Raw genomic sequence first — 20,546 nt, 5'->3', positions numbered from 1 at the left:
AATTATCCATCATTTTAATTAAATGATTCAAAATACTGACAAGACTGTCATTAGTATTTGCACAAAACGAATATTCAAAATAAACCATTTAAAAATAATAATTTGACTGACAAGTCTGTCAGTAATCTCAAACTCTTAGTGAAAGTAAAAAAATGCCTGCAAAGAAAAAAACAACTAGAAGAAATACCAAAAAAGAACTACAGAAAAAAGCCGCAACAAGGAAAATGATTGCTTTTTTTGTTGGGCTTCTTTTAATCTTATTTGCCCTTGCTCGCTTAGGGATTGTTGGAATCTTACTTTATAATATTGTTCGCCTGTTTATTGGTTCACTTGCCATTATTTTTCTTCTCTTAGTGGCAGCAATAATGATTCTATCAGTTTTTCGTAAGCAATTTTTGAAAGAAAATAAAAGAATTATTCCAGCTATTATTTTAACTTTTATTGGATTAATGTTTGTCTTTCAAATTCGACTTCATCAGGGACTTAATGAAACTTTCCATCTTATTTGGTCTGATTTAACAGCCGGTCGAGTGATTCATTTTGTTGGTTCAGGACTTATCGGAGCAATCATTACTGAACCCGCCAAATCCTTGTTTTCAGTAATAGGGGTTTATATTATTGCTGCTGTTCTCTGGCTTGTTGCTATTTATCTCATGATTCCAGGGCTCTTTCCTAAAATGCGTGAAGATTTGCATCAGCGTTTAGCAAAATGGAAAGAAAAACGTGCAGAAAAAGTAGAAGCTAAAAAAGCCGTCAAAGCTCTTAAAAAACTGGAAGAAGAAAAAGAAATACCGGAGCCACAAACTATTTTGCCTGAAGCCGAAAACTCATTATTTACCTCAGCACCTGTGGAAATTCCAATCAATATTCCAGAAGCGCCTTTTGAAGAAAATGAAAATCCAGTTTTAGAAGAAAATCCAGTCGATGATGAACCAGTGAATTTCATGAATACTAATAATTACAATGGAAATTATAAACTACCAACCATTGATTTATTAGCCGAAGTCCCTGTCAAAAATCAATCAGGTGAACGGGAAAATGTCCGCAAGAATATTGGGATTTTAGAAGAAACATTCAAATCTTTTGGAATAGGTGCCAATGTTGAATCAGCAGTTGTTGGTCCATCAATTACCAAATATGAAATCAAATTAGCAACCGGTACAAAAGTTTCTCGTGTGGTTAATTTGTCAGATGACTTAGCCCTTGCTTTAGCAGCAAAAGATATTCGGATTGAAGCGCCAATTCCTGGTAAATCTTTAGTTGGTGTCGAAATTCCAAATGCTGAAGTTGCAATGGTTGGTTTTCGTGAGATGTGGGAAGCAGGTAAAACTAATCCTAGTAAACTCCTTGAAATTCCGCTTGGTAAGTCTTTAGATGGTGGAATTCGAACTTTTGATTTAACTAGAATGCCCCATTTATTGGTTGCAGGATCGACCGGTTCTGGTAAATCAGTTGCAGTTAATGGAATTATTACTTCAATTTTGATGAAGGCTTTGCCTAGCCAAGTCAAATTCTTGATGGTTGACCCTAAAATGGTTGAATTATCTGTTTATAATGATATACCTCATCTATTGATTCCAGTGGTAACCAATCCTCGCAAAGCTTCCAGAGCGCTTCAAAAAGTTGTTGACCAAATGGAAGAACGTTATGAACTTTTCAGCCGTTATGGTGTCAGAAATATTGCTGGTTACAATGAGAAAGTTCAAAAATACAATGCGGAATCAGATGAAAAAATGCTTGAATTTCCTTTGATTGTCGTTATTGTTGATGAGTTGGCCGATTTGATGATGGTTGCAAGTAAAGAAGTGGAAGATGCCATCATTCGACTCGGTCAAAAAGCACGGGCGGCAGGGATTCATATGATTTTGGCTACCCAACGTCCATCTGTTGACGTTATTTCCGGATTAATTAAAGCAAATGTTCCTTCACGTATCACTTTTGCGGTTTCCTCTGGAACAGATTCACGAACAATTTTAGATACAAATGGTGCGGAAAAATTACTTGGTCGCGGAGATATGCTTTTTAAACCAATTGACGAAAACCACCCAGTTCGTTTGCAAGGAGCTTTCTTGTCAGATGATGATGTGGAAGCTGTTGTGACCTTTATTAAAGATCAATCAGAGGCACAATATGATGAAAGCTTTGACCCTGGAGAAGTGGATGAGAACCAAGTGGGAACTGGGGCTTCAAATACAGGCTCAGGAGACCCGTTGTTTGAAGAGGCAAGAAACATGGTTATTATTGCTCAAAAAGCTTCAACGGCTCAATTGCAACGAGCTTTAAAAGTTGGATTCAATCGCGCATCTGATTTGATGAATGAGCTAGAAGCGCAGGGAATTGTTGGTCCTGCTAAAGGAACAACTCCTCGTAAAGTCCTTGTTAGTCCGGATGGAGAATTTATTGGAGGAGTAGAAGAATGAGTGAAGAACTATATTATCGTCACTATTTTCTACAAATCTATGAAATTTTACGAGAAGATGAGCAAAATAAAGAACTTTCAAGCAAGGAAAAAAATGTTTTAGCGGATGCTTTGGTTTTAAATGAGCGCAAAGAACCTGTTTTACAAATTTTAGGTCAGCTATATATGCGCTTAGAATTTTGGAATCGACCTGCTGATGATGAAATCTTAAAGGGTGGAATGAAAGCCCCAGTTAAAGCACTTTATGAAGAATTAAAAGTAGATAAAAATATCACTTCCTCTCAAACATTTATTCCGGGAGTGGAGTCATATCGGCCAATTACATGGAATGATGCCTTGCACGGAAATCAAATGACGGAAGATGAGGGATTTATTGGTGGAGCTTATGCCACTTTCGACCCCAACGAAAAATATAAATCTATCGAAGAAAGAGTTGCCGTACCTGATAATGAGATTGTCAGAAATGCAAAATCGAGTTTTGCTAAGCTATTTAAGTTTGGCTGCATAGGTTTTGCTTTGCTTATTCTAGTGATAGTTTTAGTGGGACTTGCTTTAATAATGTTGTTGAGGAATTAATATGACTGTATTTGATGAATTTAACGAAGTCAAAAGAAAAGGGCTCTCTCAAATTTTAGTAATTTTTGGTGAGTCAAAAGAAATGGTTCAAGAATTAAAAAGCCAGTTATTGACTTTTGTAAATTTTGAACCGACAGATTTAAGTCAATCCTACTATGACTTAACGCCTAATAATAGCGATTTAGCCTTGGAAGACTTGGAATCCCTTCCCTTCTTTTCTGATTCTCGTCTAGTTATTTTGGAAAACTTGGTCAATTTAACAACGGCTAAAAAAACTATTTTAGATGAAAAACAGCTTAAGCGTTTTGAAAATTTTTTAGATAATCCTTCGGAAACCACCCAGCTTGTGTTGGTACTCTATGGAAAATTGGACAGTCGTCTAAAAGTTGTCAAAAAACTAAAAGCCAAAGCAACTTTGCTTGAAGCACAGGAATTAAAAACACAAGAACTCATTCAATATTTTAGTCATGAAACTTCACTGCCACGACCTGTATTAAGTCTAATTGCAGCCAAATCTAATGACAGTTTTTCAGTAGTGAAGCAAAATATTGATTTAGTCCAAACTTATGCTTTAGGGCGTGAAGTCACGGTAGATGATGTAGAAAAAGTAGTTCCAAAATCACTACAAGATAATATCTTTGCCTTGACTGACTTAATTTTTAAAGGAAAAATTGATGAAGCGCGTGATTTAGTTCATGATTTAACTTTACAAGGAGAAGATTTAATTAAAATTTTAGCGATTTTGACTAATTCTTATCGATTGTATTTGCAAGTCAAACTTTTTCAAGAAAAGGGTTGGCAAGAAAATCAACAGGTTTCATATCTGAAAATGCACCCTTATCCAGTGAAATTGGCTAATCAATTGGTCCGAAGATTGCAAGTGAGTTCTTTAAAAAAAGGACTTGCTGATTTAATTCAACTCGATTTTGCGATAAAAACGAGTGCAGCTGATAAAGCTTATCTTTTTGATATCCTATTAATCAAGTTGACCTTGAAAAAAAACTGAAAATCTGTTATCATAAATAATGGACATTTTATAATGATGATGAAGAGGTAAAAATGCCGACATTTAAATTTACGCCTAAAGATATCTATGAAGCAGACTTCTCTACAAAGATGCGTGGTTACGATAAAGAAGAAGTCGATGAACTCCTTGATGACGTTATTGCTGATTATGAAACTTATCAGACAGAAACATTGCGTCTCCAAGAAGAAAATGAGTTTTTGAAGAAAAAGATTGCTGAATTGGAAATGCAAGTTTCTAAACCAAATCAAGCAAATCTTGATGATACACAACGCTTTGATCCAAGCCAAGTTCTTCAAGCACGTTCAAGTAAACCAAAAGTGGAAATGCGTAATCCAAGTAATTTTGATTTACTCAAACGAATCAATCGTTTAGAACAAGCTGTTTTTGTCCCTAATGGCATCGCTAGTGAAAACAACTAAAAAATATAAAATTTAAAGTGTTTTATGTTTTGCTGTGGACTTAGAAATAAGGGAAATAGCAAGCTTCACAGATTTGTGAAGTCAAGGATTTTGGAAAAGAGCTTTATAGTTCTGCTTAATTTTTGAAAAAACAGTTTTCGGATAATCGCGCGATTCTTTGTGAATCGTGAGGAAAGTCCATGCTCGCGCGTTGCTGAGATGCACGCAGTGATTGTGCTAGGTCAAACAATAAACCTAGGTAGGAGCGTCATGCCTAACGGCTGGCCAAAACGCTAAGTCTTTTGATATGCGTGAATAGCCTGTAAAAGTGCCATAGAGACGAGTCTTAGTGGAAACGCTAAGAATGGAACGTGGTAAACCCCTCAAGCGAGCAACCCAAACTTATGGTCGGGGCACTTGACTAGCCCAAATGAAGGCGTGGTTGAGGCTGAAATTAAGAATTTTGGCAGACAGATGATTATCGAAGGGGAGATTCATTGATATGGATTGAACTGGAACAAAACATGGCTTATAGAAAACTGTATGACACAGGCTGGGGCTTTTAGCCTCGGCTTTTTTTGATAAATAATTGGTAACGTGAAATAGAATAGTATCTCAGTCTGTAAGAATAATACAGAGATTGGAAAGATTAAAAAATGCAAAAGAAATTCAAATTATTGGCCACGTCTTCAAGTGGTTTGGAGAGTCTAGTTGCTCGCGAACTTCGTAATCTTGAAATTGAAAATGTTTCAATTGATGACCGTTCACGAGTTTTCTTTGAAGGAGATTTGGCGGAAATTGCTAAAGCTAACCTGTGGTTAAGAACTGCTGACCGTGTTAAAATCGTTGTGGGTGAATTTAAAGCTAGAACATTTGAGGAATTGTTTGAAAATGTTTATGACTTACCTTGGGATGAGCTCATTCCATTTGGCTGTCAATTTCCTGTCAGTAAAGCAAAATCAGTGAAGTCAACTTTACATAATGAACCGTCAATTCAAAGTATTACAAAAAAAGCTATTGTAAAAAAATTACAAACGACATATCATCGTCCTGAAGGAGTACCCATTCCGGAAAATGGGGCAAAATTTTCTATCGAAATTGCCTTGCACAAGGATATGGCAACTGTACTGATTGATACGACTGGTGACTCGCTTTTCAAACGCGGTTACCGTTCAGAAAAAGGAGAAGCCCCTTTAAAAGAAAACATGGCTGCTTCAATTATTTTACTAACTAATTGGTTAGCAAATCCAAGTCGTGCCTTTGTTGACCCAACTTGTGGGTCCGGAACATTTACAATTGAAGCTGCAATGTTGGCTTTGAACATGGCTCCAGGAATGAATCGTCCTTTTGCTTTTACGGCATGGCCTTGGTTTGATGAAGAAATTTTGAAACAAGAAAAAGCTTTGGCTCAAAAACAAGTTCTGACAGATTTAGAATTAGATATTCAAGGTTTTGATATTGATGGAAAAATGATTGAAATCGCGAAGCACAATGCACTTGCGGCAGGCCTTTCAGATGTGATAAAATATAAGCAAATGCGACTTCAAGATTTTAGAACAGATAAGCTTGATGGTGTCTTAGTTTCTAACCCACCTTACGGGGTGCGTTTGGAAGATGAAGAGGCTGTAGCGGCTCTTTATGGTGAAATGGGTAAAACCTTTGCACCACTTGAAACTTGGAGTAAATACATTTTGACGAGTGATGTCGCTTTTGAAAAATACTATGGTGCAAAAGCAACTAAAAAACGCAAACTTTATAACGGAATACTAAGAACAGATTTGTATATGTATTTCGGAAAACGGATGAAATAATTTTTTACTGACAGATATTATCGTGTGAACTAGCATCTTGCTATTTTGTTTATGATAACTGTCAGTGAAATTAATTTACTGACAGAAGTTTGTCAATAAATTGATTCAGACGAGTTTGAGCAACTCTCGTTGTCTGATTCACCATTTTATTGGAATAGTGGGAATCTTATTCGGAGGAAAAATGTCAAACAAAAATAAAAAAAACAAAAATAAAAACAAAAATAACAATACTAATAAGAATAAAAACAACCAAAAATCTGAGCAACAAATTGGCGAAAAAACTTTGAAACTTCAAGATTTACAAAATTTTACTGTGGGTGAAATTGTCGAAGAATCAAAACGAGTTGACAAAGAAAATGAAGAAAATGAATCTGTTTTAGATAAATATATTCGTCAGCATCGCGGTGAAATTGAAGATGCTAAAAATAAAAATTTAGATGAATTTATTCAGTCTGAGCGAGAACATATCGAGCCATCAGCAGATAAAGCAGAAGTTCAGGAGAAAGTTCTTGAACAAGAAGCAGAAGACGCTTCAAAAGACAAAGCAGTAATTGAAAAAAATACTGACTCAGAAAGCACTTCAGCAGTAGAAAATAAAAGTGAGACTGATGAAGTGAAGATTGAGTCAAAATCAAACTTACCAGAAGAAAAAGCGACTGAGAAAGTTACTGACAAAAAGTCAGAAGAAGCAAAAGCTGGAAAAAATGACCTTGTCTTAGACCCCGTTGTGATGGTTGATGCTCCTGTCAGTACATTGCCAGAGCAAAAAGAAAGTCCATCAGTTGAGAAAATAGAAGAAATTGATGAACCAGTAGAAGAGCTTCCTTTAGAAGAAGAAAAAGTTACTGTCCCAATCATGATGTCAGCAAATGAAGTTCCTATGGAGGAAGTGAAGGATGATGAAAGTCCAGAAACTTCAAAAGTGGAAAAATCAGAAGCTGAACCAAAAGAACCAGAAGAAGAGAAAAATTCTGATTTAAATGAAGAAGCCAAGGAGACACCTGAAGCGTCTAAAATAGAGGAAGCTCCTACAGACTTAGTTCAAGAACCTAAGGAGAATACAGCTGATATTCCTGATAAAGTGATTACAGCTGATAAGGTAGCTCCCGTTTTGACGTCAGAAAAAATTGCTCCTAAATCCGAAAGCCAAGAAGAACCTCAAGAATCAGCTGAGGAAAAAACAACTGATGGAAAAGCTAAAAATCGAAAAACACCGATTATCATTGGTTTATGTGCTATTGTTTTAATTGCAGCTGGTGCGGTTGGATTTGCACAGTATAATAATCATCAAAAACCTAAAACTGTTCAAACAATGAAAAGTAGTCAGACTGACTTAGATAAATTTGAAAAACAATATGATTCATTCTTTACTGATAAATCACATAATGTTTTGAAAAATAGTCAATTTGAAAACTTAGCTGCGCTCGAAACTTTAGTTAATAGTCACAAAAATTCAATGGCTTGGTCAAATGCAGTATCAGAAACAGAAAGTCTTACAGACCAAATTAATGCCATTAAGAAAGTAAACGCCCTGTTTACAAGTGCCGCAATTACTGATGGAAAACTTGATTCAGCTGCCAAAATAGTGACTAATGTCAAAATTCCAGAAACTCCTAAAACGAGTAATGAAACTTTGAATAAATTGTTAACTCAGGCTATCGATTTAGCAAAAAGTCAAGTGGCTAAAGAAAGCTCGGCCCAAGCCTCTGCAAGTTCGGCAGAAGCCAAAGCGAATCAAGGAGCAGGAACTCAAACCTCTTCATCAAGTACAACAAGTCAAAGCAGTTCTACAACGAATGCTTCGTCTTCTACAAATTCAAATGCCAATGCCAGCACAAACGGCAATGGTTTGAGCTCTAATGGAGTGAATTTAGAAGTTTCAGCGGCACGGGTTCAACCACAAGCTGGTATTAATCCAAATGATCCTGCCTTTACATGGGGGGCTGGAATTAAAGAAATGGTGCTTAATAAAGCACGCGAACGCGGCTATATTACAGGTGATAATTACATTTTAGTTCCGACTGCCATTCATACAACCAATGGTAGTCAAGGTTTTCCTGCAGGAATTGTTAGTGGATATTATAATCTTTATGCACCAGATGGACGTTACTTAGTCTCAATCAATGCAAAAACAGGATTCTTTGTTGGTAATGGCTCTGGTCATGCTGATAATTTAGATTATAGTGAATAAAATAAAAATAATCATCTTTGCGATGATTATTTTTTCTATTGAAAAATTATTTGTCAGTAAAAAACTTTCGCCAAATTTGGCGAAAGTTTTTAATTTTATTTTATTAGAAGATTAATAAATCATGGTCAGTATGAGTGAAACTTTCACAACCATTATCAGTTACATAAAGGCAATCTTCAATACGAACGCCCACTTTACCAGGAATATAAATTCCAGGCTCATTAGAGAAACACATTCCTTCTTGAATGACGAGGTCATTTCCGGCCACAATTGATGGATACTCATGAACATCCATTCCAATACCATGCCCAAGACGATGGTTGAAGTATTCACCATAACCTGCTTTAGTAATCAAATCACGAGCAACCGCATCAACTTCTTGAGCAGTCACACCTGGTTTGATGAAGTCCATTGCCGCTTGTTGTGCCTCTTTAACAATCTTATAGATTTCAGCATCAAAATCATTAGGTTGACCAATAGCAATGGTACGTGTTGCATCAGATGCATAGCCGCCACTCATCACTCCTAAGTCAAAGAGCAGAAGCTTATTTTCTTGAATTTCGACATTTTCAGGTCCTCCATGAGGATTTGCTGCGCGAGCACCTGATAGTACTAACGTATCAAATGACATTTGAGGAACGCCCATACGTTTCATTTCGTATTCAATCTTTGCGACAATGTCAGATTCAGAGACGCCATTACGTTCGGCAGCAGTAGCAAAACCAATTTCAAAACACTTATCAGCAAAATCCCCAGCAATTTTCATTTTTTCAATTTCATCTGCTGATTTAATCAAACGCATCCGTTCAATTAATGGAGTCAAGTTCACAAAATTAATATCACTAAATTGTGCTTTCAAACCTTCTGTTTTAGCTAAAGGAATATCTGAGAACTCAACAGCAATTGATTTGACTTCTGATTTTACATGGTTTTTAACAACTTCCCAAGGGTTTTGAGAATCGTCATAACCAAAAATATCTAGGCCACTTGTATGTTCTTTAGCTTTTTCAACTTCCAAGGCAGGGGTGAATAACATAGGGTTAGAATCTCTAAAAATCATCAAACCAGCAATTCGTTCATGGGGATCAATTGCTAGCCCTGTTAGATAATTTAGAGTTGTCGGATTAGTGATGAAAGTCATATCGACTTCTTTATCATTCAGAAAGGCTGAAATACGTTCAATTTTGCTCAAAATGGTTCCTCCAATATTAATGTAAATAAGTTTTCTAAATTCTCCTGAAAATAAAAAACATTATATACCCATTCTACGCTATTTTTATTGAAAAATCACGTAAAAAAACACACTTGAAGGTTGAAAAGGTTTACAGTTCATGATATAATTTGTAAATGAAAATGGTTTTCATAAATACTATGAATAAAAAGAAAAGAAAGAGGATAGCCAAATATGGTAGAATCAACAACAATTTATGATGTGGCACGTGTCGCCGGAGTCTCAATGGCAACCGTTAGTCGCGTTGTGAATGGAAATGCAAATGTGAAGGAAAAGACGCGCCAGAAGGTTTTAGAAGCTATTGCTGAGCTTGACTATCGTCCTAACGCTGTGGCACGTGGACTTGCAAGTAAACGGACAACAACAGTCGGTGTTATCTTGCCAACAATCACCTCAACATACTTCGCAGCTATTACCCGCGGAGTTGATGATATCGCTTCCATGTATAAATACAACATGATTTTAGCTAATAGTGATAATGATGTTGAAAAAGAAGAAAAAGTTTTAGAAACTTTCTTGTCAAAACAAGTAGACGGAATTGTTTATATGGGTTCATCATTAGATGAAAAAATTAGAACTTCCCTTAAAAATTCAAGAACACCTGTTGTTTTAGTAGGAACAATTGATGGGGATAAAGAAATTCCATCAGTTAATATTGATTACCATTTGGCTGCTTACCAATCAACAACTAAATTAATCGAAAATGGAAATAAGAAAATTGCTTACATCATGGGTTCATTGAAAGATGTTGAAAACACTGAACGTATGGTTGGTTATCAAGAAGCTTTACTTGAAGCAAATATTGAGTTTGATGAAAATCTTGTTTTTGAAGGTAATTATAGCTACGAACAAGGCAAATCACTTGCTGAACGCTTACTTGAAAGAGGAGCAACCTCTGCAGCTGTTTCACATGATACGGTAGCCGTTGGTCTCTTGTCTGCGATGATGGATAAAGGAGTTAAAGTTCCTGAAGAATTTGAAATCATTTCTGGTGCAAACTCACCAATTACTCAATATACTTATCCAACATTAACTTCTGTTAATCAACCGCTTTATGATTTAGGGGCTGTAGCAATGCGTCTTTTGACAAAATTAATGCTTAAAGAAGATGTTGAGCAAAACCAATTAGTCTTGGACCATGAAATCATTTCTCGTCGTTCAACTAAATAAAAATTAAGCCCAATTAGGGGCTTTTTTTATTTAAAGTAAAAAGTATTTGACATTTACAAGAAAAGTCGCAATAATAGATAGACAATAGAAAATGACTTTATCTTAAAATCGATAAGGTTTCAAGGAGTTTGATATGCAAGAGTTAGATTTAATTATTGTTGGAGCTGGTCCTGTTGGTCTTTATGCGGCTTTTTATGCAGGAATGCGTGGTTTATCGGTTGCAATAATTGAATCAGCGCAAGTTGCAGGCGGTCAGCCACAAAATCTCTACCCTGAAAAATTAATCTATGATATCGCTGGTTTACCCGCTGTAACTGGAGCTGATTTAACGAAAAATCTTTTAGAACAATTGGCACAAATTTCTCATCGCCTTTTTCTTGGAGAGAGCGTTCAAAAAATTGAAAAAGAAGATGGAATTTTTTCTGTAATTACCGATAAATCAAATAGAAAAGCCAAAGCAGTATTACTAACAACCGGAGCAGGACTTTTAAAGCCTCGAAAATTAGGAATTGATAATGAAGAAAACTTAGCAAATGAAGGAAAAATTTCTTACTTTATCACTTCACTAAAAGAATTTGAAGGGAAAAATGTTGCTGTCTTTGGTGGGGGAGATTCAGCTTTAGACTGGTCATTAATGCTAGAAAAAGTGGCTAAAGAAGTTCATTTGGTTCACAGAAGAACGGCCTTTCGTGGTCATGAAATGACAGTTGATCGAGTGATGAACTCTGGTATTCAAGTTCACACCCCTTATACTTTTTCAAATTTTAATGAGAATGATTTAGAACTAAAAAAAGTGAAGGCTGAAGAAAATTTGAATTTTTCCATTGATAAAATCTTAGTTAATTATGGCTTTTTAACGAATCAGGTGAGCCTAGCTGAAAACTTAGAGGTCAGTCGTAATGGTCGTGTTAAGGCCGATTCAATGATGCAATCTAATATTGAAGGGCTTTATGTTGCGGGAGATGCAAGTGATTATGCTGGGAAAATGCCTTTAATGTCTGTCGGTTTTGGTGAGGCGGTACATGCAATTAATGCCATGACGAAAAAACTTGAATTTGACCACCCACTCAGAGGGGGACATTCGTCATCTATTTTTTAATTTTTAATATAAAAAACGTATTCCAAGGGATACGTTTTTATGATATTCAGTATAATACTCGGTTGTCCGTGGTTATTTGGAAGTTCTTATGCGAACTTCCTTGTTACCTCATTAGTCTCTCAATAAGAGACTAAGATTCTCGTTTTGCTGGCATAATCTATGGAGTACGATACAAGATTGTTTCGTCTTACAGGCTATGGTATAATAGAGAAAGAAAATTTGACTAAAGCTTAGTTTTATTTGTATAAATTAGTTTGGTCTGCTCGCTCACCTTGATAAGGGTAAGAAAAAATAAATTAGGAATTTTTATGATATTAAATTTGATTATTTTAGTGGCCTTGATTTGGGCTTTTATGGTTGGTTATTCACGAGGCTTGATATTACAAGTCATTTATAGTTTGGGAACCTTACTTGCAGCCTTTATTGCCGCAAATAATTATAAAGAATTAGCTCAACAACTCAGTGTTTGGGTCCTTTTCTCTAATGCGACGCAAAATTCACATCTCTTGCTTTTTAGTGATAAACTTCTTTTCCAATTAGATGAAGCCTTTTATGCGAGTATAGCTTTTTTAGCAATTTTTGTAGTCATTTATCTTATTGTTCGTCTTATTGGTCTGTTTTTGCATTTTGCACTCAGTCCTTTAGGAAAAAACGGGAAGATTATTGCTGGAGTTTTAGGCTTTGCAGCAACTTATTTCGGATTACAAATGCTACTTACGGCACTTAGTTTAGTTCCAATTGCCACTGTACAAAGTCAGCTGGATGCTAGCTTTCTAGCACGTTTTGTGGTTTTACACACACCGATTTCATCAGGAATCTTGCAAAACCTGTTTATTGAAAATATTGTCCATATTAATCCACTCGAATAATTTTAGGGACAAATCTACAAAAATAAATTGAAATATAACTATAATGAATAAAAAAATTCTCCAAATATTGGAATATGATAAAGTTAAAGAGCAGTTTATGAATGCTTTGACGACAGCGCAGGGTCAGAAAGAATTATCTGACTTAGTCCCCTTGACCGATAAAGATAAGATTCAGCTCCTTTTTGATGAGGTTGCTGATTTTCGCTTATTGACTCAAGAAAATGGTTTGTTAAATTTAGGGAAAACAAATGATTTAACTGAGATTCTGCGACGCTTGGAGCTTGAAGCGAGTCTTTCAGGAAAAGAATTTGTTGAAATAAAAAAAGTGATTCAACTTGGAATCAATATTCAACGTTTTTTTGACGAAGCTGAAAATGTTGAAACACCATCACTAAATATTACTTTAGAAAAATTGGTTGATTTATCAGGGCTGATTAAGAAATTAGAAATCTTTGATAATGCCGGTAGTCTTTACGATAATGCAAGTCTGGAATTGATGCACATTCGTGCCTCTATCAAGAGTCATCAGTCAGAAATTCGTAAAATTATGCAAGAAATGCTGACAAAAAATCTCTCATCTTTGAGTGAAAATGTCATCACTATTCGAAATGACCGTCAAGTTCTTCCTGTAAAAGCAGAAAATAAAAATAAAATTGCCGGAGTCGTTCATGATATGTCCGCTTCTGGTCAAACGCTTTATATTGAACCGAATGCGGTAGTTTCACTTAATAATAAGCTTAATCAAAAACGAATTGAAGAACGACAAGAAATTATAAGAATTTATCGGGAACTTTCTGAAGAATTAAAGCCTTATAGTTTTGATATTCGGCAAAATGCTTGGCTGATTGGACATATTGACTTTGTTCGGGCGAAATATCTTTATCTGGCAGCTAATAAGGCAAGCTTGCCCGCTTTAACAAATGATAAAGATATTATCTTGTTTGCCGCTCGTCATCCTTTGATTGATGCAAAAATGGTTGTGGCAAATGATATTAAATTTGACAGAACACTCAATACAATTGTCATTACGGGGCCGAATACAGGTGGTAAAACTATTACCCTGAAAACAGTTGGTTTACTTACTATTTTAGCTCAATCAGGTTTGCCAATTTTAGCGGATGATGGCAGCCGTATTCATCTTTTTGATGACATTTTTGCTGATATTGGTGATGAACAATCAATTGAACAAAGTTTGTCAACTTTCTCAAGTCATATGACGAATATTGTACAAATTTTAGCTCAGGCTGATGAAAATAGTTTGGTCTTGTTTGATGAACTTGGAGCAGGGACTGACCCGAAAGAAGGGGCAGCACTTGCGATTGCCATTCTTGAAAATTTACGAAAACGAAATGTTAAAACAATGGCAAGTACCCACTATCCAGAGCTGAAAGCTTATGGTGTGAAAACTCAGCAAGTGATCAATGCCAGTATGGAATTTAACATTGATAAAATGCAGCCAACTTATCATTTGCAACTTGGTGTGCCAGGACGTTCAAATGCTTTAGAGATTTCTAGACGTTTGGGCTTACCGGAAACGATTATTTCTGAGGCTGGTCAGCAAATCTCTGGGAGCGAACATGATGTCAATCAAATGATTGAAAAGTTGGAAGAAAAAACGCGTGAAGTCATTGAAAGTTCAAGAAATATCAAAAAAATTGAACGAGAAAATCAAAGTTTACATAAAGATTTGACGAAAGTTTATAATCAGATTAACCGCGAACGTGACTTTGAATTAGAAAAAGCCCAAAAAGAAGCTCAAGAAGTAGTTAAAAAAGCGAGTCTTGAGGCTCAAGAAATCTTGAAAAATCTTAATGATAAAGCGGCATTGAAGCCCCATGAAATCATCGCTGCTAGAAAAGAACTTGAGGGCTTAGCGCCAACCATTGATTTTTCTAAAAACAAGGTTTTGAAAAAAGCCAAGGCACAAAGAGGACTTAAGCAAGGGGCTGAGGTCAATGTTACTTCTTATGGTCAGCGCGGAAAATTGATTCGTTTAGAAAAAGATGGCCGTTGGACAGTCCAAATGGGTTCAATTACTACTCGTTTAAGTGAAGAAGAGTTTGAAGTCATTGATACTCCTGAACAAATTCAAGCAAAAACTAAAAATGTCAGCAAAAAAGTAACTTCTAAGGTTAAAGCACAGCTAGATTTACGTGGGATGCGTTATGAAGAAGCAGAACTGGAATTGGACAATTATATTGATCAGGCTTTACTTGCAAATCTAATTCAAATTACGATTGTTCATGGGATTGGAACAGGTGTCATTCGAGAAATGGTTCAGAAAAAACTTCAAAAACATCGTCATATCAAATCTTATGAATATGCGCCAATCAATGCTGGAGGCTCTGGAGCAACCATTGCCATTTTGAAATAAAAAATAAAGTATCTGAAAATCTATTTCCTTGAAATTTTAAGTGATTTACACTAGAATAGTCTTACTGAAGAAAATTATTTCAATGAAGGAGATATAATGGAATATAATATTACTGATGCAACGTTTGATGAAGAAACAAAAGAAGGGCTTGTTTTGATTGACTTTTGGGCAACTTGGTGTGGTCCATGTCGTATGCAAGCGCCTATTTTGGAACAACTTTCAGAAGAACTTGATGAATCAGAACTTAAGATTTGCAAAATGGATGTTGATGAAAATCCAGCAACAGCTCAAGGATTTGGAATTATGTCTATTCCAACATTGATGTTCAAAAAAGATGGTGAAGAAGTAAAACGTATTGTTGGGGTTCAAACGAAAGCTCAACTTAAAGCCGTGGTTGCTGAATTATCATAATAAAATTTACTGACAGAATTTTTCTTATTGAAATAAAGGCTGTCAGTATTTTTTTTATCTTCTATTATTGTGAAAATTCTGATAGCAAAACTGTGCTATAGTCCTACTTTTGCTGGGAAGTCTGTCAGTAATATGAACGTGACAAATTGGTTGAAAAATGCTATGATTGAGGAAGAAAATTTTCAAAAATCAAAGATTAAGCACTTAGAAATAGAGCTTAAAAAACGATAAGGAGTTTGAGATGTCAAAGAAAAAAGATACAGAACTTGAAATCATTGATACAGCTGATGGAGCTGTTATCAAAAGTGGGAAAAAAACAATTGCTGAAATTAAAGAAAAATCAGGAAATTTTGTGGTCAGTCTTTCTGGAAAAGAAATTGCGACAGTGTCTTCATTTGAGGCTGCTTTAGAAGAAGCAATCAAGGAATATAATCTATCTATTTAAAGAGATTATAAAAAATTATTGATATTTCTTTGAAATAAATAAGTTAAAACTTGAAATTTATGAGGGTTTTTGGTAAAATATTTCTTGTCGTCATCCAGCGATCTTGGGGTATAGCCAAGCGGTAAGGCAAGGGACTTTGACTCCCTCATGCGTTGGTTCGAATCCAGCTACCCCAGTAAAAAAAATTTAAAGGAAACGTTGTTTCCTTTTTTCTTTTTACTAAAATATGCTAGAATAGGGGAAAGCATTTATGAAAATGTAAGGAGAAGTTTATGAGAAGAACAAAAATTGTTGTTCCAATAATGCTGACAGAGTTAACAGAGCTTGAGAAAGTTTCTGTCAGTGATTATCTTTCAGCAGATATTGTTGAATGGCGTGCCGATTTTTTGTCAGCAGATGATATTTTTGAGATGGCCCCTAAATTCTTTGAAAAATTTAAAGAGAGCAAGATTTTATTTACTTTAAGAACGGTAAGAGAAGGTGGAAATATTCAGGTTTCTGAGAAAAAATATTTACAGATTTTACAAGAAATTTTAAAGTTTGAACCAGATTATATTGATGTTGAATATTTCAGTCATGGGCCTTCATTTGCTGCTTTAAAGAATTATCGTGAAAAAATTGTCCTTTCATATCATAACTTTGATGAAGTTCCGACCGATTTGACCAGTCGTTTGATTAAAATGCATGAAGAAGGAACGGCTTTTGTGAAAGTGGCTGTGATGCCTGAACGTGAATGTGATGTGCTTGATTTATTGCAGATTACTCGCGATATGACTTTAGAATATGGAAATCATTTTATCAGTATGGCAATGGGTGATTTGGGACGTCTTTCAAGAATTTCAGGTTATTTGACTGGCTCTTGTTGGACTTTTGCAGGTCTGGAAAACTTAAGCGCTCCTGGACAAATTTCATTAAAGGAAACAGTAGAGATTTTGGATCTTTTAGAAAATGAGTTGGCTTAAGGATTGAATGCTTATTGTTCGGTTTTGACAGATAATATTTTTACTTTTATTAATATTGACAGAAATCTCCAAATGCATTAGACTTGAAAATGATATAATAGTTAGTGAAAAAGGACGTTTCGTTCATTAGAAGATTAAAAATATAGGAATAATTTACTGACAGCTCTAAGGGCTAGCACCGAGGGAATTCTGTCAGTAACAAAAGGAGTAAAAAGTGGTTATTAGTCGTTATTCACGTCCAGAAATGGCAGAAATTTGGTCAGAAGAAAACAAGTATAAAGCATGGCTTGAAGTCGAAATTCTTGCAGATGAAGCTTGGGCAGAGCTTGGAGAAATCCCAGTAGCTGATGTGAAAAAAATTCGTGAAAAGGCAACTTTTAATGTTGAACGCATTCTTGAAATTGAAAAAGAAACTCGTCATGATGTGGTAGCTTTCACACGTTCTGTCAGTGAATCATTGGGTGAAGAACGTAAATGGGTCCATTACGGTCTAACATCAACAGACGTTGTGGATACAGCTTATGGCTATCTTTACAAACAAGCCAATGATATTTTACGCAAAGACTTGCAAAATTTCACAGAAATTGTGAAGACTAAGGCTTTGGAACATAAGTATACGGTCATGATGGGGCGTACACACGGGGTTCATGCAGAACCAACAACTTTTGGTTTGAAATTAGCCACTTGGTACAGCGAAATGAAACGGAACATTGAACGCTTTGAACATGCGGCTAAAGCTGTTGAAGCTGGGAAAATTTCTGGTGCTGTGGGAACTTTTGCCAATATTCCTCCATTTGTTGAAGCTTATGTTTGTGAAAAATTAGGAACACGTCCACAAGAAATTTCAACACAAGTCTTGCCACGTGATTTGCACGCAGAATACTTCCAAACATTGGCGCTAATTGCGACTTCTATTGAACGCATGGCGACTGAAATCCGTGGATTACAAAAATCTGAACAACGTGAAGTTGAAGAATTCTTTGCTAAAGGTCAAAAAGGCTCGTCAGCAATGCCACACAAACGTAACCCAATTGGCTCTGAAAATATGACAGGACTTGCTCGTGTTATTCGTGGTCATGCGATTACAGCCCTTGAAGATGTTAGCCTTTGGCATGAGCGGGACATTTCTCACAGTTCTGCTGAACGGATTATTGCACCAGATACAACAGAATTATTAGATTATATGCTCAATCGTTTTGGCAATATTGTTAAAAATTTGACGGTCTTTCCAGAAAATATGAAACGAAATATGGATGCCACTTTTGGTTTGATTTACAGTCAACATGTCATGTTAATGTTGATTGAAAAAGGAATGACTCGTGAAGCTGCTTATGATTTAGTTCAACCATTGACTGCAAAATCATGGGATGAGCAAGTCATGTTTAGACCATTGCTTGAAGAAAATGAACAAATTCGTCATTATTTGAATGATGAAGATATTGATAAAGCTTTTGATTATAACTATCATTTGACTCGTGTAGATGAAATTTTTAACCGTGTCTTTGATTGATTTAAAAGGCCTACTGAAAAGTAGGTTTTTTTGTTATTAAAACGAAATATAAAAAGGATTGACAAAATAAATGAAAACGGATACAATCATACATGTAAATGTGAGAACGTTCCCACAGTTGAAAGGAGGAATCCATGGCCACAATTAAACAAGTTGCACTTGAAGCAGGTCTTTCAAAGTCTACAGTTTCGCGTTTCATTGCTCAAAATGGGTATGTCAGTGATGAAGCCAGAAAGAAAATAGAAGAAGCGATAAAAAAATTAAATTTTACCCCTAACCTCTCTGCTCAGTCTTTAAAAACGAAGAAGAATCAACTCGTTGGTTTGCTTTTGCCAGATATTTCCAATCCCTTCTTTCCCATGCTTGCAAAGGGGGCAGAAGAATTTTTAAAAGAAAAAGGCTATCGAGTGATGCTTGGTAATATTGGTGAAAATCATCAATCAGAACATGATTACTTGAAAGTTCTCTTACAAAGTAATGCGGCAGGTATTATTTCAACTCATGATTTTAAAGAAGAATTTCCTGATTTGGATATTCCATCAGTCATTGTGGACCGAGTTGGACATAAAAGTAACTATGGTGTTTTTTCGGATAATGAATCAGGCGGACGCTTAGCAGCAAAAGTTATTGTAGAGGCTGGAGCCAAAAATGTTGCTGTGGTTAGTGGCTCTTTGAATGCCACAAATATTAATAATCGTTTTAAAGCAAGTATTGCTTATTTAAAAGAAAAGAAAGTTGATTTTAAAGCCTTTTACAGTCAAAGTTATGATTTTGAAGAAATCCAGAAAGAGGCGCGAGAAGTTCTTGCTAATAAGGAAAATTTTGATAGTATCATTGCACCGTCAGATATTCACGCCATGGCTTATATTCATGAAATCCATCGATTAGATAAGAAGATTCCTGAGGAAATTCAAATTATTGGTTATGATGATATACAAATGAGCCAATTTATTTATCCAGCCCTTTCAACTATTCATCAATCCGCTTACCAAATGGGACTTGAAGCGGCTCAACTTATTTATAAAATAGCAACTGATCAGCCTATTGAGAAATCAAAGATTGAGCTGCCTGTTCATTATGTAGCGCGTGAAACAATTCGACAAAAAAGAAAAGAATGAGGAAAAATTAATGACAAAAGTAAGTGTTGTAGGAAGTATTTCCATGGATTTAGTGACAAGCACAAAAAGAGTTCCACAAGCAGGTGAAACAGTTTTTGGAGAAAATTTTGCGATGGTTCCTGGTGGCAAGGGAGCAAATCAAGCCGTTGCTTTTGCTAGATTAGCTCCCCATGATGTAAATATGATTGGAGCAGTTGGAAATGATGCTTTTGGAGAAACTATTCTAAAAAACTTCAAAGAAAATGCTGTTCTTTTTGATGGTGTAGGAACGGTACCACAAACGACAGGGATTGCCCAAATTACTTTATTTGATGACGATAATCGAATTATCATTATTCCTGGGGCCAATAATGAAGTCCTCCCTGATTATTTAGAGAATTTCTGGGAGAAAATTAAAGACAGTTAACTTGTGGTTTTACAAAATGAAATACCTCATGAAACTAACCTTGCAGTCGCTAAATTTTGTAAAGAAAATGCGATAAAAGTCCTTTATAATCCAGCTCCAGCAAGAAAAACGGATTTAGAAATGATTGAATTTGTAGATTACATCACGCCTAATGAACACGAATGTAAGGAGCTTTTTCCGAATGAGCCTCTGGAGGAAATTCTTGCTAAATATGCGAATCGCCTGATTGTCACTTTAGGAAGTGAAGGAGTGATTTTCCATAATGGTAATGGGGTTCAAAAAATTCCAGCAATTAAAGCTAAAGTGGTAGATACGACGGGAGCAGGGGATACATTCAATGGAGCTTTTGCTTTTGGACTGACAGAAAATCTATCAATCGTTGATTCTATCCAATTGGCAGTGGTTGCTTCCCATTTATCTATTCATAAATTTGGTGCTCAAGGTGGAATGCCAATTCTAGCAGAAGTTGAAGATAAATTAAAAGAGCTTAATCTTAATTTTTATAAGGAAAAGAAAGGACTTTGAATTT

Annotated in this window: 16 protein-coding genes, 1 tRNA gene, 1 other RNA gene and 1 pseudogene; 18 read left to right on the top strand and 1 reads right to left on the bottom strand. The window is 35.6% G+C overall.

All coding sequences use genetic code 11. From position 1 onward, the window contains the following. The first annotated feature begins 152 nt into the window (after positions 1–152). From LLA01S_RS01485 to LLA01S_RS01455, 7 genes are all read left to right on the top strand, one after another. The gene (locus LLA01S_RS01485) at positions 153–2,420 is read left to right on the top strand and encodes an FtsK/SpoIIIE family DNA translocase (RefSeq protein WP_061777727.1); all 2,268 of its coding nucleotides are present in this window, start codon (positions 153–155) and stop codon (positions 2,418–2,420) included. Beyond that, on the top strand, positions 2,417–2,995 hold the full coding sequence (locus tag LLA01S_RS01480; RefSeq protein ID WP_011676559.1) for a hypothetical protein: 579 nt from the start codon (positions 2,417–2,419) through the stop codon (positions 2,993–2,995). The genes LLA01S_RS01485 and LLA01S_RS01480 overlap by 4 nt, the downstream gene beginning before the upstream one ends. 1 nt (position 2,996) lies before the next feature. Next, positions 2,997–4,001 (top strand): DNA polymerase III subunit delta, encoded by a 1,005-nt coding sequence (gene holA, locus LLA01S_RS01475; RefSeq protein ID WP_061777726.1) that lies wholly within the window; start codon positions 2,997–2,999, stop codon positions 3,999–4,001. A gap of 53 nt (positions 4,002–4,054) precedes the next feature. After that, positions 4,055–4,441, top strand: a complete 387-nt coding sequence (gene gpsB, locus LLA01S_RS01470; protein ID WP_061777725.1) for a cell division regulator GpsB — start codon at positions 4,055–4,057, stop codon at positions 4,439–4,441. A gap of 133 nt (positions 4,442–4,574) precedes the next feature. Next, positions 4,575–4,957: RNase P RNA component class B (gene rnpB, locus LLA01S_RS01465), an RNA gene on the top strand. 119 nt (positions 4,958–5,076) lie between these two features. Further along, a complete protein-coding gene (locus tag LLA01S_RS01460) occupies positions 5,077–6,231 on the top strand; it encodes a THUMP domain-containing class I SAM-dependent RNA methyltransferase (RefSeq protein ID WP_061777724.1) in 1,155 nt (384 codons plus the stop codon). 181 nt (positions 6,232–6,412) lie between these two features. After that, on the top strand, positions 6,413–8,422 hold the full coding sequence (locus LLA01S_RS01455; RefSeq protein ID WP_061777723.1) for a cell division site-positioning protein MapZ family protein: 2,010 nt from the start codon (positions 6,413–6,415) through the stop codon (positions 8,420–8,422). A 103-nt stretch (positions 8,423–8,525) separates the two neighbouring features. Here the strand turns inward: LLA01S_RS01455 and LLA01S_RS01450 are convergent, their stop codons facing one another. Then, entirely contained in the window at positions 8,526–9,614 is a 1,089-nt protein-coding gene (locus tag LLA01S_RS01450) for a M24 family metallopeptidase (RefSeq protein WP_061777722.1), read from the bottom strand. Between the two features lie 213 nt (positions 9,615–9,827). On the opposite strand from LLA01S_RS01450, the gene ccpA reads away from it, so the two are divergent. From ccpA to rbsK, 11 genes and pseudogenes are all read left to right on the top strand, one after another. Further along, positions 9,828–10,823, top strand: a complete 996-nt coding sequence (ccpA, locus tag LLA01S_RS01445; RefSeq protein WP_061777721.1) for a catabolite control protein A — start codon at positions 9,828–9,830, stop codon at positions 10,821–10,823. Between the two features lie 133 nt (positions 10,824–10,956). Continuing rightward, the gene (locus tag LLA01S_RS01440; RefSeq protein ID WP_011676551.1) at positions 10,957–11,922 is read left to right on the top strand and encodes an NAD(P)/FAD-dependent oxidoreductase; all 966 of its coding nucleotides are present in this window, start codon (positions 10,957–10,959) and stop codon (positions 11,920–11,922) included. Between the two features lie 308 nt (positions 11,923–12,230). Further along, a complete protein-coding gene (locus LLA01S_RS01435) occupies positions 12,231–12,791 on the top strand; it encodes a CvpA family protein (RefSeq protein ID WP_061777720.1) in 561 nt (186 codons plus the stop codon). 43 nt (positions 12,792–12,834) lie between these two features. Continuing rightward, a complete protein-coding gene (locus tag LLA01S_RS01430; RefSeq protein WP_061777719.1) occupies positions 12,835–15,165 on the top strand; it encodes an endonuclease MutS2 in 2,331 nt (776 codons plus the stop codon). Positions 15,166–15,261: 96 nt separating this feature from the next. Beyond that, entirely contained in the window at positions 15,262–15,576 is a 315-nt protein-coding gene (gene trxA / locus LLA01S_RS01425) for a thioredoxin (RefSeq protein WP_011676548.1), read from the top strand. Between the two features lie 241 nt (positions 15,577–15,817). Continuing rightward, the gene (locus tag LLA01S_RS01420) at positions 15,818–16,021 is read left to right on the top strand and encodes a DUF2969 family protein (protein WP_011676547.1); all 204 of its coding nucleotides are present in this window, start codon (positions 15,818–15,820) and stop codon (positions 16,019–16,021) included. A gap of 104 nt (positions 16,022–16,125) precedes the next feature. Continuing rightward, positions 16,126–16,197, top strand: a tRNA-Gln gene (locus LLA01S_RS01415). Positions 16,198–16,293: 96 nt separating this feature from the next. Next, positions 16,294–16,983 carry a type I 3-dehydroquinate dehydratase gene (gene aroD / locus LLA01S_RS01410; RefSeq protein WP_061777718.1) on the top strand — a complete coding sequence of 230 codons (690 nt, stop codon included), beginning with the start codon at positions 16,294–16,296 and terminating at the stop codon, positions 16,981–16,983. Between the two features lie 214 nt (positions 16,984–17,197). Further along, positions 17,198–18,493, top strand: a complete 1,296-nt coding sequence (gene purB / locus LLA01S_RS01405; protein WP_011676545.1) for an adenylosuccinate lyase — start codon at positions 17,198–17,200, stop codon at positions 18,491–18,493. Between the two features lie 134 nt (positions 18,494–18,627). Then, positions 18,628–19,611: a LacI family DNA-binding transcriptional regulator gene (locus LLA01S_RS01400; protein ID WP_011676544.1), complete on the top strand. Its 984-nt coding sequence runs from the start codon at positions 18,628–18,630 to the stop codon at positions 19,609–19,611. Positions 19,612–19,621: 10 nt separating this feature from the next. Further along, a pseudogene (rbsK, locus tag LLA01S_RS01395) lies at positions 19,622–20,542 on the top strand (ribokinase). Positions 20,543–20,546 lie beyond the last annotated feature (4 nt).

The sequence above is a fragment of the Lactococcus cremoris subsp. cremoris NBRC 100676 genome (assembly GCF_001591705.1).
GTDB lineage: Bacteria > Bacillota > Bacilli > Lactobacillales > Streptococcaceae > Lactococcus > Lactococcus cremoris.
Note: the sequence above shows the minus strand (reverse complement) of the source record. Positions and strands in the feature narration are given on the sequence as shown.

Coding starts and splice junctions, on each gene's coding strand:
- LLA01S_RS01485 (WP_061777727.1), top strand. CDS start 153: ATGCCTGCAAAGAAAAAAACAACTAGAAGAAATACCAAAAAAGAACTA.
- LLA01S_RS01480 (WP_011676559.1), top strand. CDS start 2,417: ATGAGTGAAGAACTATATTATCGTCACTATTTTCTACAAATCTATGAA.
- holA (WP_061777726.1), top strand. CDS start 2,997: ATGACTGTATTTGATGAATTTAACGAAGTCAAAAGAAAAGGGCTCTCT.
- gpsB (WP_061777725.1), top strand. CDS start 4,055: ATGCCGACATTTAAATTTACGCCTAAAGATATCTATGAAGCAGACTTC.
- LLA01S_RS01460 (WP_061777724.1), top strand. CDS start 5,077: ATGCAAAAGAAATTCAAATTATTGGCCACGTCTTCAAGTGGTTTGGAG.
- LLA01S_RS01455 (WP_061777723.1), top strand. CDS start 6,413: ATGTCAAACAAAAATAAAAAAAACAAAAATAAAAACAAAAATAACAAT.
- ccpA (WP_061777721.1), top strand. CDS start 9,828: ATGGTAGAATCAACAACAATTTATGATGTGGCACGTGTCGCCGGAGTC.
- LLA01S_RS01440 (WP_011676551.1), top strand. CDS start 10,957: ATGCAAGAGTTAGATTTAATTATTGTTGGAGCTGGTCCTGTTGGTCTT.
- LLA01S_RS01435 (WP_061777720.1), top strand. CDS start 12,231: ATGATATTAAATTTGATTATTTTAGTGGCCTTGATTTGGGCTTTTATG.
- LLA01S_RS01430 (WP_061777719.1), top strand. CDS start 12,835: ATGAATAAAAAAATTCTCCAAATATTGGAATATGATAAAGTTAAAGAG.
- trxA (WP_011676548.1), top strand. CDS start 15,262: ATGGAATATAATATTACTGATGCAACGTTTGATGAAGAAACAAAAGAA.
- LLA01S_RS01420 (WP_011676547.1), top strand. CDS start 15,818: ATGTCAAAGAAAAAAGATACAGAACTTGAAATCATTGATACAGCTGAT.
- aroD (WP_061777718.1), top strand. CDS start 16,294: ATGAGAAGAACAAAAATTGTTGTTCCAATAATGCTGACAGAGTTAACA.
- LLA01S_RS01400 (WP_011676544.1), top strand. CDS start 18,628: ATGGCCACAATTAAACAAGTTGCACTTGAAGCAGGTCTTTCAAAGTCT.